Source organism: Nocardiopsis sp. CNT312, assembly GCF_000515115.1.
Lineage (GTDB): Bacteria > Actinomycetota > Actinomycetes > Streptosporangiales > Streptosporangiaceae > Nocardiopsis.
On sequence record NZ_AZXF01000015.1, the window covers coordinates 149876 to 165205 of the forward strand.

General features: G+C 72.6%; 16 protein-coding genes. 5 read left to right on the forward strand and 11 right to left on the reverse strand.

Annotated elements, in window-relative coordinates:
• Positions 1 to 171: 171 nt before the first annotated feature.
• The 3 genes from B042_RS0107025 to B042_RS0107035 all read right to left on the reverse strand — a co-directional run bounded on the left by B042_RS0107025 (position 172) and on the right by B042_RS0107035 (position 1955).
• Positions 172 to 858, reverse strand: coding sequence for a cation transporter (locus B042_RS0107025; RefSeq protein WP_028647687.1), 687 nt, complete (start codon positions 856 to 858; stop codon positions 172 to 174).
• Positions 858 to 1187, reverse strand: a complete 330-nt coding sequence (locus tag B042_RS0107030; RefSeq protein ID WP_028647688.1) for a helix-turn-helix transcriptional regulator — start codon at positions 1185 to 1187, stop codon at positions 858 to 860. The genes B042_RS0107025 and B042_RS0107030 overlap by 1 nt, the downstream gene beginning before the upstream one ends.
• Positions 1188 to 1295: 108 nt before the next feature.
• Complete coding sequence (locus B042_RS0107035) at positions 1296 to 1955, reverse strand: TipAS antibiotic-recognition domain-containing protein (RefSeq protein ID WP_028647689.1); 660 nt, start codon at positions 1953 to 1955, stop codon at positions 1296 to 1298.
• A 140-nt stretch (positions 1956 to 2095) separates the two neighbouring features.
• On the opposite strand from B042_RS0107035, the gene B042_RS0107040 reads away from it, so the two are divergent.
• Entirely contained in the window at positions 2096 to 2905 is an 810-nt protein-coding gene (locus B042_RS0107040; RefSeq protein WP_028647690.1) for a thioesterase family protein, read from the forward strand.
• Between the two features lie 38 nt (positions 2906 to 2943).
• Here the strand turns inward: B042_RS0107040 and B042_RS22225 are convergent, their stop codons facing one another.
• The 4 genes from B042_RS22225 to B042_RS0107060 form a co-directional block, all read right to left on the reverse strand.
• Positions 2944 to 3765 carry an ADP-ribosylglycohydrolase family protein gene (locus B042_RS22225; RefSeq protein ID WP_036554181.1) on the reverse strand — a complete coding sequence of 274 codons (822 nt, stop codon included), beginning with the start codon at positions 3763 to 3765 and terminating at the stop codon, positions 2944 to 2946.
• 114 nt (positions 3766 to 3879) lie between these two features.
• Positions 3880 to 4749 (reverse strand): metal ABC transporter permease, encoded by an 870-nt coding sequence (locus B042_RS0107050; protein WP_028647691.1) that lies wholly within the window; start codon positions 4747 to 4749, stop codon positions 3880 to 3882.
• A complete protein-coding gene (locus B042_RS0107055) occupies positions 4749 to 5483 on the reverse strand; it encodes a metal ABC transporter ATP-binding protein (RefSeq protein WP_028647692.1) in 735 nt (244 codons plus the stop codon). Before B042_RS0107055 ends, B042_RS0107050 begins: the two co-directional genes overlap by 1 nt.
• Before the next feature lie 13 nt (positions 5484 to 5496).
• On the reverse strand, positions 5497 to 6429 hold the full coding sequence (locus B042_RS0107060; RefSeq protein ID WP_028647693.1) for a metal ABC transporter substrate-binding protein: 933 nt from the start codon (positions 6427 to 6429) through the stop codon (positions 5497 to 5499).
• Between the two features lie 126 nt (positions 6430 to 6555).
• On the opposite strand from B042_RS0107060, the gene B042_RS0107065 reads away from it, so the two are divergent.
• Positions 6556 to 7515 carry an exonuclease domain-containing protein gene (locus B042_RS0107065; RefSeq protein ID WP_028647694.1) on the forward strand — a complete coding sequence of 320 codons (960 nt, stop codon included), beginning with the start codon at positions 6556 to 6558 and terminating at the stop codon, positions 7513 to 7515.
• Between the two features lie 13 nt (positions 7516 to 7528).
• Here the strand turns inward: B042_RS0107065 and B042_RS0107070 are convergent, their stop codons facing one another.
• The 4 genes from B042_RS0107070 to B042_RS0107085 form a co-directional block, all read right to left on the reverse strand.
• Positions 7529 to 8179 carry a TetR/AcrR family transcriptional regulator gene (locus B042_RS0107070; protein WP_028647695.1) on the reverse strand — a complete coding sequence of 217 codons (651 nt, stop codon included), beginning with the start codon at positions 8177 to 8179 and terminating at the stop codon, positions 7529 to 7531.
• Positions 8180 to 8408: 229 nt separating this feature from the next.
• Complete coding sequence (locus B042_RS0107075; protein WP_028647696.1) at positions 8409 to 9359, reverse strand: NAD(P)/FAD-dependent oxidoreductase; 951 nt, start codon at positions 9357 to 9359, stop codon at positions 8409 to 8411.
• A gap of 118 nt (positions 9360 to 9477) precedes the next feature.
• The gene (locus tag B042_RS0107080) at positions 9478 to 10614 is read right to left on the reverse strand and encodes a hypothetical protein (protein ID WP_028647697.1); all 1137 of its coding nucleotides are present in this window, start codon (positions 10612 to 10614) and stop codon (positions 9478 to 9480) included.
• Between the two features lie 166 nt (positions 10615 to 10780).
• Positions 10781 to 11632, reverse strand: coding sequence for an alpha/beta fold hydrolase (locus B042_RS0107085; protein WP_028647698.1), 852 nt, complete (start codon positions 11630 to 11632; stop codon positions 10781 to 10783).
• A gap of 563 nt (positions 11633 to 12195) precedes the next feature.
• On the opposite strand from B042_RS0107085, the gene B042_RS24285 reads away from it, so the two are divergent.
• From B042_RS24285 to B042_RS0107100, 3 genes are all read left to right on the forward strand, one after another.
• Positions 12196 to 12525, forward strand: coding sequence for a lactococcin 972 family bacteriocin (locus B042_RS24285; RefSeq protein ID WP_051415519.1), 330 nt, complete (start codon positions 12196 to 12198; stop codon positions 12523 to 12525).
• An 83-nt stretch (positions 12526 to 12608) separates the two neighbouring features.
• Positions 12609 to 14660: a hypothetical protein gene (locus tag B042_RS0107095; RefSeq protein ID WP_028647699.1), complete on the forward strand. Its 2052-nt coding sequence runs from the start codon at positions 12609 to 12611 to the stop codon at positions 14658 to 14660.
• A gap of 12 nt (positions 14661 to 14672) precedes the next feature.
• Entirely contained in the window at positions 14673 to 15308 is a 636-nt protein-coding gene (locus tag B042_RS0107100; RefSeq protein ID WP_028647700.1) for an ABC transporter ATP-binding protein, read from the forward strand.
• Positions 15309 to 15330 lie beyond the last annotated feature (22 nt).

Consider the following 15330-nt stretch of genomic DNA (forward strand, 5'->3'; position numbering starts at 1 on the left):
CGTTCGCCCTGGTCTTTGGCCGCGGGCGAGCGGCCTGCCCTCCCGCGGCGCCCCCGTTCCCTCAGCGCGGCGGGGTGGAGCGCGTGCCAGGTCAAGGACCTCATCGAAGGACGATACGTGTCGGCGCTGGTCCTCGGTGTACCGGTTGATGAGGGCGCGGGGCCGCGCGGGTCAGTGGCGGCAGGAGCACGCGTCGGTGCCGGGGGTGACGGCCAGGGCGATTCCGGTCGGGGCGCAGCAGCCCTCGCCCTTCCAGGCCCGGCGGCCCTCCCTGAGGGCCAGGGCCGCGATGAACAGGGCGGCGGCCGGGTCGGCCCACGCCCATCCGAGCAGTGCGTTGGCGAGCAGGCCCACGAGCAGGGCCGCGGACAGGTAGGCGCACAGCAGGGTCTGCTTGGAGTCGGCCACCGCCGAGGCCGAGCCGAGTGCGGTCCCGGTGCGGCGCTGGGCCAGGGACAGCGCGGGCATGATCACCACCGACAGCGCGGCGACGGCGATGCCCACGGCTGAGGGGGCGGCCTCGGTGCCGCCGAGGAGGAGGGTGTGCAGGGCGTCGAAGGTGACGTAGGCGGCCAGTGCGAAGAACGACACGGCGATGACGCGCAGCGCCCGGCGTTCGCGGGCCTGGCGTACCTCGGGTCGGCGTGCGGAGAACTGCCAGGCCACGGCGGCGGCCGAGGACACCTCGATGAGGGAGTCCAGGCCGAATCCGATGAGGGCGGTGGAAGAGGCGAGGGCGCCGGCGGACAGGGCGACGACGGCTTCGACGAGGTTGTAGGCGATGGTGGCGGCGACCAGGAGGCGGATGCGTCGGGTCAGGGCCGCGCGGCGCTGGTCGGTGGGTGGTGGGGCGGTCATCAGCACGTTCTCTGGTCGTCGGTGCAGGCCTGGTCGGTGTTCACGGCCAGGACGGCGGCGCGCAGGTCGTCCAGGGCGTGGGCCAGGCGGGGATCGGCGAGTTCGTAGCGGGAGCGGCGGCCCACGGGGACGGCGACGACCAGGCCGCAGTCGCGCAGGCAGGCCAGGTGGTTGGACAGGCGGGTACGGCTGACGTCCAGCTGCTCGGCGAGGTCGGCGGGGTGTGCGGGGCTTTCCCGCAGGGCGAGCAGGATGCGGCAGCGCAGGGGGTCGGCCAGGGCGCGGCCGAAGCGGGCCAGCGCGTCGATTCCGGTGGCGAGGGCGAGCATGCCACTAGAGTACACGTTCTCGTGAATTCACGAAAACATGGATCTTTGGTGGTCCGCACCGTACCCGTGCGGCGCGGACCACCGCCGTGCGGTGCCGGGAGAGGCGGTTCAGGGCTCGCGGCGGTCGGCGTTGGCGGCGAAGGCCGCGCACAGGTAGGCGGACAGCCCACGGCCGTAGGTGTCCAGTGCGGCGGTGAAACGCGGGTCCTCCACGTACATCCGGCCCAGCCCCCGGTGGACCTCGGGCGCGCAGTCGTAGAACCAGCGGGTGATGTGGTCGCGGTGGGCCTGGGCCAGGTCCGTGGCGACGGGGCCGTCGGGGGGTGCGCCCCCGTCCATGGCATGGGCCAGGGCACGGTAGATCCGGTCGGACTCGTCCTTGATGCGCTGCCAGTCCTGGGCGGTGCGGGATCCGGTGCGGCGGCAGGACTGCTCCCATGCGGGGGTGGACCCCCAGCGGCGTCTGGCCTGTTCGGTGTGGGTGTCCACGTCGAAGTCGCCGAAGAGTTCGAGTCGCTGGGCGGCGGTCAGGTCCAGTTCCACGGTGTCGGCCTCCAAGAGGTGTTCCAGGGCGCGTGCGACGGTGCGCAGGCGGTCGATGCGTTCGGTGGCCAGGCGGTGCTGGCGCTCCAGGTCGGTGTCGCTGCAGTCGCGGTAGCCGGAGGGGGTGCGCCCGGCCGGTGTGAGCAGGCCGATGCGGTCGTAGTGGTGGAGGGCGTGCACGGTCTGGCCGCTCAGGCGGGCGGCCTCGCCCGCGGCGTGCCCCATCGGTGCCTTCCCCTCCCCCGGTCCGGCCGCCCGCGGCTGCGCGGGTACGACGCTAGGGGCTGACGCGGCGTCGGGGTCAAGGCGGGCCGTTCGGGCGTCGTGGGACGCCTGACATTCTGACCGGTCGGTAATATACATTCATGAGCCTTGACCCCACCGCCGCCGGCTTCGAGTTCGACCGCGACACCCGCGTCGAGAAGGACACCGACGGCGTCTTCACAGCCGTGCTCACCGATGGCTGGACCACGTTCACCACCCACCCCAACGGCGGGTACGTGCTCGCCACCGCGCTGAACGCCCTGCGCCAGAGCCTCAGCCAGCCCGACCCGCTGGTGGTGTCGGCGTTCTACCTGCGGCCGGCCGCCCCGGGACCGGCCGAGATCCGCACCGAGACCGTCCGCGAGGGCCGCCGCACCGCTACCGGCCAGGCGTCCCTGTCCCAGGGCGGCAAGGAGGTCGTGCGCGCCACCGCCACCTACGGCGACCTCTCCCCCGCCCAGGGGCCGCGGCTGCACACGCAGGGGCCGCCAGGGCTGCCCGACCCGCAGGAGTGCGCACACGTGCGGGAGTTCGCCGACGTGGGGCCCAACACCATCGGACTGCGGGTCGAGTACCGCTACTCGGAGCGCCCCGCCTTCCTGGACGGGCGCACCGACGGCGATCCGCAGATGGAGTTTTGGATGCGCTTCGCTGACGGCCGCCAGGCCGACGTACACGCCCTGCCCGCGATGGCGGACTTCGCTGTCCCCGCGGTCACCCAGATCGGGGCGTACAACACCGTGACCGTGGAGCTGACCACACACGTGCGGGCCCGACCCGCTCCGGGGTGGCTGGCCTGCCGGGCCTTCACGCGGCACGTGGACGGCGGGTTCCACGAGGAGGACATGGAGATCTGGGACAGCACGGGCGTACTGGTGGCCCAGGCCCGTCAACTGGCGATCCTGCTGTAGGCGGACCGTGGCCCCTGCCGCGGTCCGCTCCCCGCGCCCTACCGGGCCGGGGACAGGGCCTCGACCCAGGCGGGCAGGTCCGCACACGCCTGCCGCCAGCCCTGCGGGACGCCCGCGACGCCGGAGCGGGCCGCAGCCACTCCCCCGGCGATCGCACTGGCAGCGTCGGGGAACCGCGTCCCGGCCACCGCGCGGCGCAGCGTACCCCCCGTGTCGTCCAGGCCCTCGGCGGCGCACCACAGGGCGAAGGGGACGGTGCCGGGCGCCGACAGGTCCGCGCCCCCGCCCAGCGCCCGGGCGGCCTGCTCGGGCGCGGTGCTGGCGGGCAGGCGCGCGGCGCGACGCAGCCCCGAGCGCACCTCGGAGGGTTCGAGCCGCTCGGAGACCTGGTCGAGGAAGGACGGGCGGCCGGGCGCGGTGCGGTCGCCTCCGGCCGCGGCCAGGGCGGCGGCCAGCGCGACGGCGACCGCACCGGCCACGGCCTCGGGGCGGGTGTGGGTGACCACCGCGCAGCGGGCGGCCTCGGCGGGGACCCGGCCGAGGTCGTCGGCGAAGTAGGCGCCCAGCGGGGCGACGCGCACCGCTGCCCCGCTGCTGTGGGGCTCCTCGCCGTCCTGGCCGTCAGCGGCGAGGTCGGCGGCCAGGTGCTCTTGGTCGGTGCGGCCGTGTTCGGCCAGACAGGAGAGTACCGACAGCGCCGTCGCGGTGCCGTCGCCCCAGGGCCAGGACCCCTCCTGCGGCCGGGGCCCGGCGTCGGCCCCCCGCTCCCCGTCGCCGGTGCGAGAGCGCCGACGCCCGTAGGCCTCGCCTAGGGCGAGGCCGCGCAGACTGCGCACCGCCTGTTCGATCCGTTCCTTCACCCGGTCCCCTTTCCTTGCCTCGGATGAGCACGCGGGGCAGGGCGTGGAGTGCGAAGGACACAAGGGTAGTACCGCCCGGCGGCGGGATCGGTCGCCGTCACGGACGCGGCGGGCTCAGCGGACGGTGCGGGCCGGGCGCCGTCTCCGCCAGAGCACTCCCTGGCGGGGGGAGAACAGGTAGGCGAGGGCGAACGCCGACGCCTGGGCGAGCACGATGGACCCGCCGGTGGAGACGTTGAGGTGGAAGCTGGCGTAGACACCGGCCACCGCGGCGGCCGCGGCCACGGCGGCGGCCAGGGCGAGCATGCGCTCGAACCTGTCGGTGAGCAGGTAGGCGGTGGCGCCGGGGATGATGACCATGGCCACGACCAGGATGATGCCGACCGCCTGGAGGGCGACGACGACGGTGACCGAGAGCATCCCCAGCAGGAGGGTCTCCATCAGGCGCGGGCTGATGCCCAGGGCGTGGGCGTGGACGGGGTCGAAGGCGTACAGGGTGAGATCGCGGTGCTTGTACCAGGCCACGGCGAGCACGGCCGCCGCCAGGACGAGGATCTGGAGGATGTCGGTGTCGGAGACGCCCAGGACGTTGCCGAAGAGGATGTGGGACAGGTCGGTCTGGCTGGGGACGCGGGAGACCAGGACGAGGCCGAGGGCGAACATGGCGGTGAACACCACGCCGATGACGGCGTCCTCTTTGACGCGTGAGGTGCGGTTGACGGTGCCGATGAGGGCGACCGACCCGGAGCCGAAGACCAGGGCTCCGACGGCGAAGGGCAGCCCGAACAGGTAGGACAGGACCACGCCGGGCAGGACGGCGTGGGAGACGGCGTCGCCCATGAGGGACCAGCCGACCAGGGTGAGCCAGCAGGAGAGGACGGCGCAGGCCACGCCGGCGACGACGGCCACGAGCAGGGCGCGCCGCATGAACTCGAACTGCAGGGGCTGGGCGAACCACTGGGCGAGCACGGTGAGGGTGTCCATCAGGCGGCTTCCGGCGCGGTGCGGACTCCGAAGGCCTCCATGAGGACCTCGGGGCGCAGGACGTGGGCGGGGGTGCCGTGGGCCAGGACGCGCCGCTGCAGGAGGAGCGCGTCGTCGCACAGGCGGGGGACCTGGGCAAGGTCGTGGGTGGACACCAGCAGGGTGGTGTCCTCGGCGGGCAGGGAGCGCAACAGGTCGACGATGGTCTCCTCCGAGCGGCGGTCGACGCCGGCGAAGGGTTCGTCGAGCAGCAGGACGTCGGCCTCCTGGGCTAGGGCGCGGGCGACGAAGGCGCGTTTGCGCTGGCCGCCGGAGAGGGCGCCGATACGGCGTTCGGCCAGTTCGGCCAGGCCGGTGCGCTCCAGGGCGGCCTCGACGGCGCGGCGGTCGTCGGGACGGGGGCGGCGGCGTGGCCCCATGCGGCCGTAGCGGCCCATCATGACGACGTCGTGCACGCGTACGGGGAAGGCCCAGTCGACCTGTTCGGACTGGGGGACGTAGCCGATGAGGCCGGCGCGGCGGGCGGCGGCGCTGGTGCGGCCCAGGACGTGGACGCGGCCGCGGTCGGTGCGCACTAGGCCCAGGACGGTCTTGAACAGGGTGGACTTGCCCGAGCCGTTGGTGCCGAGCAGGCCGCAGACCCGGCCCCGGGGGACGGTGAGGCTGACGCCGTCCAGGGCGAGGACGTCGCCGTAGCGGACGGTGGCGTCGGTGACCTCGATGGCGGGTGTCATGGGCGACTCCTTGTCAGGGGGTGCCGGTGAGGCCGTCGACGATGGCTTCGGCGTCGTGTCGGATCAGGTCGAGGTAGGTGGGGACGGGGCCGTCGGGGTCGGAGAGGGAGTCGACGTAGAGGGTCTGGCCCATCCGGGCACCGCTCTCGCGGGCCACCGAGCGCTGGGTGGAGTCGTTGACGGTGGACTCGCAGAAGAGGGCGGGCACCTCGTTGTCGCGGACGAACTCGGTGACGGCGGCGGTCTGCTGGGGGGTGGCCTCGCCCTCGGAGTTGACCGGCCACAGGTACATCTCGGTCAGGTCGGCGTCGCGCGCCAGGTAGGAGAAGGCACCCTCGCAGGTGACCAGGGCGCGGCTGGTGTCGGGGACGTCGGCCAGGCGGGTGTCGAGGTAGGTGCCGACCTCCTCGATCCGCTCCCGGTAGTCGGCGGCGGCCTGCGCGTAGGCGTCGCGGCCCTCGGGGTCGAGTTCGGTGAGGGCGTCGCGGATGTTGTCGACGTAGACCAGGGCGTTGTCGGGTGACATCCAGGCGTGGGGGTTGGGCTCGCCCTCGTAGTCGCCGGAGGTGATGGGCAGGGGGTCGATGCCGTCGCTGATGCGTGCGGTGGGGGCGTCCAGGCGTTCGGTGAACTGGCGGAACCAGGCCTCCAGGCCCATGCCGTTCTCGATGATGAGGTCGGCGTCCTGGCCGCGGACGAGGTCGTCGGGGGTGGGTTCGTAGAGGTGGATGTCGGCACCGGGGCGGGTGATGGAGGCGACCTGGACGCGGTCGTCGGCGACGTTGCGGACCATGTCGGCGATGACGGTGAAGGTGGTCAGGACCAGGGGGCGGTCATCGTCGGCCGCGGGGGCGGCGGAAGTGGCGCAGGCGGTGAGGGCGAGGGCGGCGGATCCCAGCACCACCGGACCGGCATGTGAGGAGTGGTTACCTCTGAAGTTCGACATGCCTAACTTTTTATCACATGTACCCCTAACTTGAGGTCCGTTTGCGGGGAACCGGACGTCCGGGCGTTCGCGGAGCGGTAGTCTGCGACGGGTTCCCGTCCGCGAACGACGCACAGGAGGTGCTCGGTGCCGCGCACCTGGACCGCGATCGACTTCGAGACCGCCAACCAGGACCGGGGCAGCGCCTGCGCGGTCGGGCTCGTGCGCGTGGCCGACGGCGCGCCGGTGGAGCGCTTCTCCACGCTGATCCGCCCGCCCGAACCGGTCTCGCGCTTCTCCGCCCGCAACACCGCGGTCCACGGGATCACCGCCGCCGACGTCACCGGCGCCCCTGGCTGGGAGCAGGTGTGGCACAGCGTCCTGGACTTCGTCGACGGCGGTGTGCTGGTGGCGCACAACGCCGCCTTCGACATGGGGGTGGTGCGCAGTGCGTGCGCTCACACGGGTGCGGGGCGGCCGGAGCTGGAGTACGTGTGCACGCTCGCGTTGGCGCGCCGTACCTGGCCGGAACTGGGCGACCACCGCCTGCCGACGGTGTGCTCCCACATCGGGCACCGGATGCGCCACCACCACCGTGCCGACCACGACGCCGAGGCGTGCGCCCGCATCGTGGTCGCGGCCCTGGGCCGCCACGGCACCGGTTGCCTGGAGGAGCTGGCCCGTGCCACCGGGACACCGGTGGCACGCCTGGAGGCGGCGGCCCCGACCGCGCCCGCACCGGTGACGGCCGCACCCCTCGCCCCGGCCGGGGACTTCGAGCGCTGGCAGAGCCACGCCCGCGCCGTGCTGCCCGATCCCTGCCCCGAGGCCGACCCCCGCGGCCCCCTGTTCGGCAGGGTCGTGTGCGTGTCCGGGGACCTGGCCGCCATGGACAAGCCACAGGTGTGGCGGCGCGTGGCCGAAGCGGGCGGGCGGCCCGCCAAGAACGTCACGAGGACGACCGACGTGCTCGTGGTGGGAGCCCACAGCGGCCCGGGAAAGACGGCCAAGCACCTGCGGGCGCAGGCCTACCGCGAGCGCGGGCAGCGCATCGACATCATCACCGAGGCCGAACTGCTGGTCCGCCTGGGCCTGGGCCGCGGCTGAGCGCCGGAGCCGTTCACCCCTGCTCCGGCGCGGTGGACAACTCGGTCAGGTGCCGCGTCAGGCCCTGCTCGGCCCAGGTGCGCCAGCGCCGCACGCTCCAGCCGCAGTGGCGGGTGTAGAGGATGAACACCTCCGGGCTGAGCAGGGCCAGGCAGGTGTCGGCGGCCTCGTCGGCCGACAGCTCCGGCCGGAGCGCCCCGCGTTCGCGGAGCCGTTCGGTGAAGGTGCGCTGCACGGTCCGGCGCTGGTCGACGCTGGCGTGCCACAGCGCGCGCAGCTCGTCGTCGGAGTCGGCCGCGCCCCGCAGGACCTCCGACAGGGGAGAGAGGCGCTCCATCACCGAGGCGGTGCCGACGGTGTGCAGCCGGATCTGACCGCGGGCGTCGGGCGCCTCCAGGGCCCGGCGCACCCAGGGCCGATCCAGCGTCGCCACGGGTGCGGCGTCCCCCGCCACGGCGTGGTCCAAGGCGTGCTTGAGGACCGCCGACTTGGTACCGAAGGCGTAGTAGACGGTCTGGGCGGCCACCCCGGCCTCGGCCGCGATGCTCTGGATGCTGGTGGCGGCGTAGCCGCGTTCGGTGAACAGCCGTGCGGCGGCGGTGGCCACCCGGGCGCGGGTGGCCCGGGACCGGGCGGTGCGTCCGTCGACGGTGTGTGCGTCCATGCCCGCATCCTACGGCTTGACTGGAGTGGCACTACAGATACCTTGGTGGAGTTCTACTGCAAAAACTTTCAAGGGTCGTCGTGCGCGGCTCCGCGCGGGGAGGAGCGGGAGGGAAGCCCCGCTCCCGGACGGTTGCTACGGGGCGGGGGGAGCACCGGTCGCCGAGCGGCTGTGCGCGTTCGGCCGCACCCGCCCGGAACCGCCAGGCGCTGGGCGGGTGCGGGCGGGCTCAGGACGCGGCGGCGCGCCGGGCACGGACAGCGGCCCGGGCGTCCTGGGCGACCAGGTCGGCGTTGATCGCCGCGGCGGCGGCCACCCCGGCCCCGGTCGAGACGGAGACCATCGCCGACAGGTCGGCGGCGTTGCCCGCTGCCCAGACCCCCTCCACGTCCGTGCGGCCCATCGGACCCGTGGCGATGAACGAGCCCATCGGGTGGTCGGCCGCTGCTCCGCCGAGCTGTTCGTACAGGTCCGTGCGGGCGGTGAAGCGGGGGGCGACGGCCACCGCGTCCACGGGGAACGCGTGCCCCTCGGCCAAGACGACGGCTCGGAGGCGCCCGCCCTCGGTGCTCAGCATCCGCACGGGGCCCTCCACGACCTGGACGTCCAGCGCCGCCATCTGCTCCCACGCCTGGTCCTCGGGGCTGCCCATGGTGTGGGTGAAGAGCGTGACGTGTTCGCTGAGCTGGCGGAACATCAGCGCCTGGTGGAGGCTGAGCTCACTGGTGCCCAAGACACCGATGCGCCGGCCGCGCACCTCCCAGCCGTGGCAGTAGGGGCAGTGCAGTACGTCGGTGCCCCACAGGTCCCGGACCCCGGGGACGTCGGGCAGTTCGTCGACCAGGCCCGTGGCCAGCAGGATCCGCCGTGCCCGCAGGGTTCCTCCGTCGTCCAGGTCCACCTCGAAGGCGCCCTCGCAGTGCCGGGCGGCCACGGCGCGGCCGTCGTGGAAGCGCGCTCCGTAGCGGTCCGCCTCCGCGCGGCCGGCCGTGAGCAGGTCGCGCGGGGCGATCCCCTCATGGCCCAGGACGTTGTGTGCTCCCGCTGCGGGTGCGTTGCGCGGCTCGCCGCCGTCCACGACGACCACCGATCGCAGGGACCGTGCCAGTGTGACGGCCGCGCTCAGCCCGGCCGCTCCGCCTCCGATGACCGCGACGTCCACCCCGTGACGTGTACTCACCGTGCATCACCTTCCTCGTGGGTTCGGCCCGCACGCTAGCCGCGGACCCTCCCCCGCGCACGGATTCTTGCCCATACGGCAACAGTGTTGCCGGGGCGGCGCACCGGGGCGATGTTTCTCAGGAGGGGTCGGCGAAGCGCAGGATGGCGCCGCTGTCGGTGGTGGGCTCGCCGTCCTCGAGCAGTTCGGTGAAGTCGGAGTCGGTCATGACCGCCGAGCGCAGCATGAGCGCGCTGGCCGGGGCGCGGAAGGCGGCCTCGGGGCGGTCCAAGTCGGTGCGCTGGGCAGCGACCAGGACGGGCTCGGTACGTGAGCCCCACAAGTGGGGCTCGGCGTCGCGTTCGGCCCCCATGAGCAGGGTGCGCACGCGAGCCTCCGAGAGCATGGGCAGGGTCGGCTCGGTTCCGGCCACGGCCTGCTCGTGGGCGAGCTTGCTCCGGAAGTCGGCGGCCACGCGCTCCTGGTCGCTGGTGACGAACTGGTGCAGGGCCTCAGCGGCGGCCTGGTGCAGGCGTTCCTCGGCGTCGGTTCCACCGCGTCCGCCGGGCAGGACCACGATCGGCAGTTCGGTCCTGCGCTCGCCGAGGTTGTCGCGCAGGTAGGCGATGGCCTCGTCGTCGCCGCCGACGAACACGACGTCGGCGGCGACGTCGGCGACGGCCTCGCGGACGTGGTGGGCGACCTTGGCGGTGTTCTCGCGCCACAGTTCCTGGGCGACGTGCTTGCCGGGGAAGCGTCCGTTGTAGCCGCCGAGGTTGCCGGGGCCGCCGCGGCTGGTGACGTCCAGGCCCCGCAGGGAGGCACCGGTCAGGTCCTGCTCGGAGGCGGGGCCTTCGGCGGGGTAGGCGGGGTAGGCGGTGATGTGGGCGTTGACGCGGTCCAGCGCCACCACGACGTAGGGCAGGTGGCGGCCGCGGTCGATGGCCACGGGCAGGGCGTCGGGCACCGGCAGCCAGGTAGCGCGGTCCTGGTCCGGGGGCTCGGTGAGCGTGTAGGCGGAGATGAGTTCGCCCTGGGAGGCGAACAGGGCCTGTCCGTGCGTGCCGAAGGAGCGGGAGTTGTGCTCCACGATGGCTGTCTCCAGGGCGTTGAGCGTGGCCTGGTCGGCACCGAGTGCGTCCAGTGTGGCGCGCAGGTGGCGCCAGCGCAGTTCGATCTTCTTGTCGGCGTCCCTGGACTCGCGGCTGGTGTCCAGGTGCACCGAGGCGATCGGGGCGTCGCTTTCGTAGAGAGGTCGCAGAAAGCCAAGGTCCATGATCCGCGGAGCGGTGTGCCCCCGCTCCGCCCACCTCCTTCTCAAGGGTCGGCCTCTGGGCCATGGTGGTTCCCATGGTGGCCCCCTGTCATGGCCGCCGCGCCGAACAAGAGGGGCTTCTTGCTGCGATATGTCCTTGTTTTGCTTGGTGTGAGTGTTGTGGGAGTCAGCGTTCCGAGGAACAGGTGCGGTCGCGCAGGAAGCGGTGCACCGCCCGGTTGAAGGCCTGGGGCCGTTCCAGGTTGGGCAGGTGGGCGGCGCCCTCGATGATCTCCACGACCGAGTCGGGCACCAGCACGTGCATCGCCTCGGTGAGCCCGGGGGAAGTGAGGGTGTCGTGCTGTCCGGCCACGAGCAGGGTCGGGCAGGACACCCGTTTGAGCAGGGGCACGTAGTCGGGACGCAGGGCGCGGCCCAGCAGGGCCGCGGCGGCCCCCTCGGGGTCGGTGCCGCGCATCATGGTGTGCACGTGCCGGGCCGTGTCGGGGCTGCGGCGGACGTTGTCGGCGCTCATCATGCCCACGAGCATCCGGTCGGCGTAGCCTGCCATGCCCTCGGCCCTGAGCAGGGCGGCCAGGCGGCGGCGCTCCAGGCGGCGGCGCTCGGCCTCGGGGTGGGGGTCGGTGGCGGCCAGGACCAGGGAGTCGACGCGGTCGGGGAAGAGCCGGTACAGCTCCAGGGCGACCTGGCCGCCCATGGACAGGCCCACCACGCCCACGGTGTCCGCGCCCGCGTGGTCGAGCAGGGCGGCCAGGTCGCGGGCGAAGACCTCCAGCGTGGTGGTTCCGGGAACGACGGTGCTCGTGCCGTAGCCGCGCAGGTCGGGGGCGATGACCCGGTATCCGTGTGCGGACATGAACTCCGTCTGGGGGGTCCACATGGTGCGGTCGAAGGGGTGGCCGTGGATCATCAGCAGGGGGTATCCGGTGCCGCGGTCGCTGTAGCCGACGTTGATTCCGCGTACGGGTGCGGTGTTCGGGCGATCGCTGCCCGCGGCGTTCGTCGTCAGAGGTGCCACGGCACACGATGCTATTGCCTGTCGCACGAACTGTCTCGGTTCGGTCGATACCGGGCGGAGTGTGCGGGGCCGCAGGCGGCCCCTCGTCGCCTGCGGCCCCGGTACGAGGTAGAGACGCACGGAAGCGCGTCCGGGTTCGGTTCCCGGCGGGATTGGCTTCCGGCCCCCGGTCGGCGCTGCGGACTTTCGGCCGCGTGCCGTCGGCCGCCCCGCGGCGGGGGACCGAGGTCGTTCGCGTCCGGCTCCAGGCCGTGGTTCGGGGCGGTGGCCGGCCGCGCCGAGAGGAGCGGGGTTCGGGGACGATGGTTTTCCGTTTTTCGGTGATCCGCATGCCGACGAAAAATCCGGATTGACCGATTTTATCTAATTTCCAAGGGAATATGAAATACCTTTTCTTGTCCACAGAGGCGACCTGGCCATTGCCGATCCCGTGCGGGCACTGTTAGTTTTCTTTGTGCCGAGAAGGAACGAGGAAAGTCGACCGCCGCCGCGGATTCCCGCGGAAGGAGTGCCGGCCGTCCCCCTCAATTCCGGACAGTCCTTTGAACGCGAACGGAGCAACAGTGTCCGCCACCTTCAAGCGCATCCTCTCCGCCCTCCTGCTCACCGCCATCGCCATCGGCGCCACGACGACCGCGGCCGCCGCACTGACCACCCGCTACGTGGGCGGCGGCACCTGGCGCTACGGAACCGAGAGCAACTACGCCCACTCCCGCTACTACCACCCCACCGAGTGCCACTCGGCGACCGTCCAGCGCACCGTCAGGCAGGTCGGAACGGTGGTGGCCGCCGACCGGGACGTACGCGGCCCCAAGTCGTGGGCCAGGGCCGGCCTGCTCAACACCGGCGACTACCTCGAACAGGCCTACTGGAACGACGAGGCCTCGTGCTGAGGCCCACGCCTCCCGCGAGGTCCGCCTGAACACAGCCAGGAGGGCCGTGCCCGGCAGGGCCCTCCGCCACCTTCTCCGGGACCATGCACAGGATCATCGTCTTCGCCCACGCCACCGCCATCACCATGGCGCTCCTGCTGGGGTTCCTCGTGGTGTTCGCCATGCACCAGAGGTTCGACACCCCACCCATGGGAAGCCATTACGTCAGAATCGAACACGACAGCAATTCCGTGAGTTGGGTCGAGGTATCCCAAGCGCTGGAGGAAACCGCCAGGGAAAACAGCCTTTCGATCGCGGCGGTGGAGATCGACAGAGACGACATCAACGGGCGCCGCACCTATTACGCCACCTCGTTCGATCCCTCCCACCCACTACACACATGGCTGCTCGAAGGCTACCCCGGATTCAGCGCGCAACCCCTCATCGAGGTCCGCCCCTGGCAGGAATGGCAGACCGAGGACCTGCGTACCGGTTTCGCCGGAATGGGCTCGCCCCAGGAGGCCGAACACGTACAACAGGCACTCAGGGAGCTGGGCCTGGAGACCGCCGCCGGCAGGGCACCCGCCCCGCTCCCGTGGACAGACCACCTGTTGCGGGGCGAGACCGCACTGACGGCCGCGGTCACCGCGGTTCTGGTGGCCACCTCGGCCGGCGCCGGAGTCCTGCTCAACGCCCGCTCCTACGCGGTCGCACGCCTGGCGGGCCACTCCTACCCGCGGATCCTCGGCAAGGACCTGGCGGCGATCGGCCGGTGGTGGGCCCTGCTGCTGCCCTGCCTCACCGCCTGCGCGGCTCTCGCCCTGCTGCTCTACAACGGGCTCGCCCAGTACCAGCGCCTGGCCGCGGTGTCAGCGTGGATCCTGGCGGCGCTGGCCCTGGTGGCCCTGGCCGCTCACGCTCTGGCCCTGGGACTCCTGCACCGGAGCCCGCTGACCACCGCACTCAAAGGACACATGCCGATCCGCGGCGTGGCCGCCGCCGTGTACACCGTGCGCCTGAGCGCGCTGGTCCTGGCCGTGGCCGCGGCCACGGCCACCGTCACCGCCCTGGAGAGGGTGCACGCCCATACCGTGGGCGCCGACGACATCACCCGCGTCCAGGGAGCGGCCCGGCTCTACATCGGCGGCACCGGCGACTACGGAGCACTCGTGGAGACCGACCGCGACCTCCTCGGCCCCTGGCTGCGCCGGGCCGACGCACAGGGCCGCACCGTCCTAGTGCTCCAGGAGCCCCTGGAGACCCTCCTCCCCGAAGGCCGGCACAGCGCCCGCTCGGCGGTGCTGGTCGTCAACGAGACCTACCTGGAACGCGAAGGCGTCCTCGCCGACGTCGACGGCCGCGGCGGGGTACCGAGGGTGTTCACCCCCTCCCCCAGCACACACACCGCACGGGAACTGGCCGAGGGGGCCACCGCCTGGGTCGGGTTCCGTTCCCCGGACCCGGCGCCGGAACGGGTTCCCGTCATCGGCTACCCGCCGGGCCGCACCTTCTTCACCTACGGCACCTACGACCCCCTGACCGCGAACCTGCGCCCGACCGTGGAGGATCCGGTCGTCCTGGCCGTCCCCAACGGCCTGCTGGAGGAGGAGTGGTACGCCATCAGCGCCAGGAGCGGGGGCCTGCTGTTCCTGGACCGCCGCGTCGCCGAACACGCCGTCGCCGAACGCGGCCTGTCGTTCCACGTCACCGCCGTCGAATCCGTCTCCACCTCGATGGCCACCGCCAACCGGCAGGCCACCACGGAACTGCGCATCAACGCGGTCACCCTGGCCGTGGCCGCAGCCGTCCTCGTCATGACCAGCACCGCCGCGTGCCTGGTCTACGCGCGTGCGCGCTCCCAGCACGTCTTCGCCCGCCACATCAGCGGATGGTCGTTCGCGGCCACGCACCGGCTGATGCTCTCGGTGGAGGCGGCGCTGGCGAGCGTGCTCGTCGGCTGGGCGGCCGCGGACCTGGCCGCCACCCTGCACGCGTTCGCCGACCCCGCCGGAGCGGTGTTCGGGTTCGACGTGCTGGGGGCCTACAGGGCCCTGGCGGTCTCCTGTAGCATCGCTGCGGCCATGGCCGTCATCGTCACCGTCGTACTCGCACACTTCCACCGCCGTATCGTCCGTGAGGGCGCCGCCCAGGCCTGAAAGGGATCTGCCGTGATCACCGTCCGCGACCTGTCCAAGTCCTTCGGCGCCCGCACCCTGTGGCGGGGCCTGGACCTCGACCTGCCCCCCGGGCGGATGCTCGCCCTGACCGGCCCCTCCGGGGCGGGCAAGACCACCCTGCTCAACTGCCTGGGCCTGCTGGAGGCCCCCACCGGCGGCAGCATCAGCCACGGCGGACGCGACCTCACCCGCCTGCGGGCCGGCGGGCGGCGCCGCTTCCGCCGCGACCACCTGGGCTACCTCTTCCAGAACTACGCGCTGATGGAGAACGCCACGGTGCGCGAGAACCTGGACGTGGCCCGCCGCGACCGGCCCGCCCAGGCCGAGGCCCTGGAGCGGGTGGGGCTGGCCGGCCGCTCCCGTGAGCGGGTGCACCACCTCTCGGGCGGCGAACAGCAGCGGGTGGCCCTGGCCCGCCTGCTGGTCAAGCAACCGTCCCTGGTGCTGGCCGACGAGCCCACCGGCGCCCTGGACGAGGGCAACGGCCAGATGGTGGTCGACACCCTGCGCGCCATGGCCGCCGAAGGGTGTTCGGTGGTCATCGCCACCCACAACAGCGCCGTGCGCGAGGCCTGCGACACCGTCCTCGACGTCTCCACCCGGCAACCGGCCACCGAACGGGCCTGACCCCGGGCGGGACCCTGCCCGG

What these genes read in the sequence shown, in the direction of transcription:
- B042_RS0107025 (WP_028647687.1), bottom strand. Translation starts at nt 858, where the DNA reads ATGACCGCCCCACCACCCACCGACCAGCGCCGCGCGGCCCTGACCCGA.
- B042_RS0107030 (WP_028647688.1), bottom strand. Translation starts at nt 1,187, where the DNA reads ATGCTCGCCCTCGCCACCGGAATCGACGCGCTGGCCCGCTTCGGCCGC.
- B042_RS0107035 (WP_028647689.1), bottom strand. Translation starts at nt 1,955, where the DNA reads ATGGGGCACGCCGCGGGCGAGGCCGCCCGCCTGAGCGGCCAGACCGTG.
- B042_RS0107040 (WP_028647690.1), top strand. Translation starts at nt 2,096, where the DNA reads ATGAGCCTTGACCCCACCGCCGCCGGCTTCGAGTTCGACCGCGACACC.
- B042_RS0107050 (WP_028647691.1), bottom strand. Translation starts at nt 4,749, where the DNA reads ATGGACACCCTCACCGTGCTCGCCCAGTGGTTCGCCCAGCCCCTGCAG.
- B042_RS0107055 (WP_028647692.1), bottom strand. Translation starts at nt 5,483, where the DNA reads ATGACACCCGCCATCGAGGTCACCGACGCCACCGTCCGCTACGGCGAC.
- B042_RS0107060 (WP_028647693.1), bottom strand. Translation starts at nt 6,429, where the DNA reads ATGTCGAACTTCAGAGGTAACCACTCCTCACATGCCGGTCCGGTGGTG.
- B042_RS0107070 (WP_028647695.1), bottom strand. Translation starts at nt 8,179, where the DNA reads ATGGACGCACACACCGTCGACGGACGCACCGCCCGGTCCCGGGCCACC.
- B042_RS0107080 (WP_028647697.1), bottom strand. Translation starts at nt 10,614, where the DNA reads ATGGACCTTGGCTTTCTGCGACCTCTCTACGAAAGCGACGCCCCGATC.
- B042_RS0107095 (WP_028647699.1), top strand. Translation starts at nt 12,609, where the DNA reads ATGCACAGGATCATCGTCTTCGCCCACGCCACCGCCATCACCATGGCG.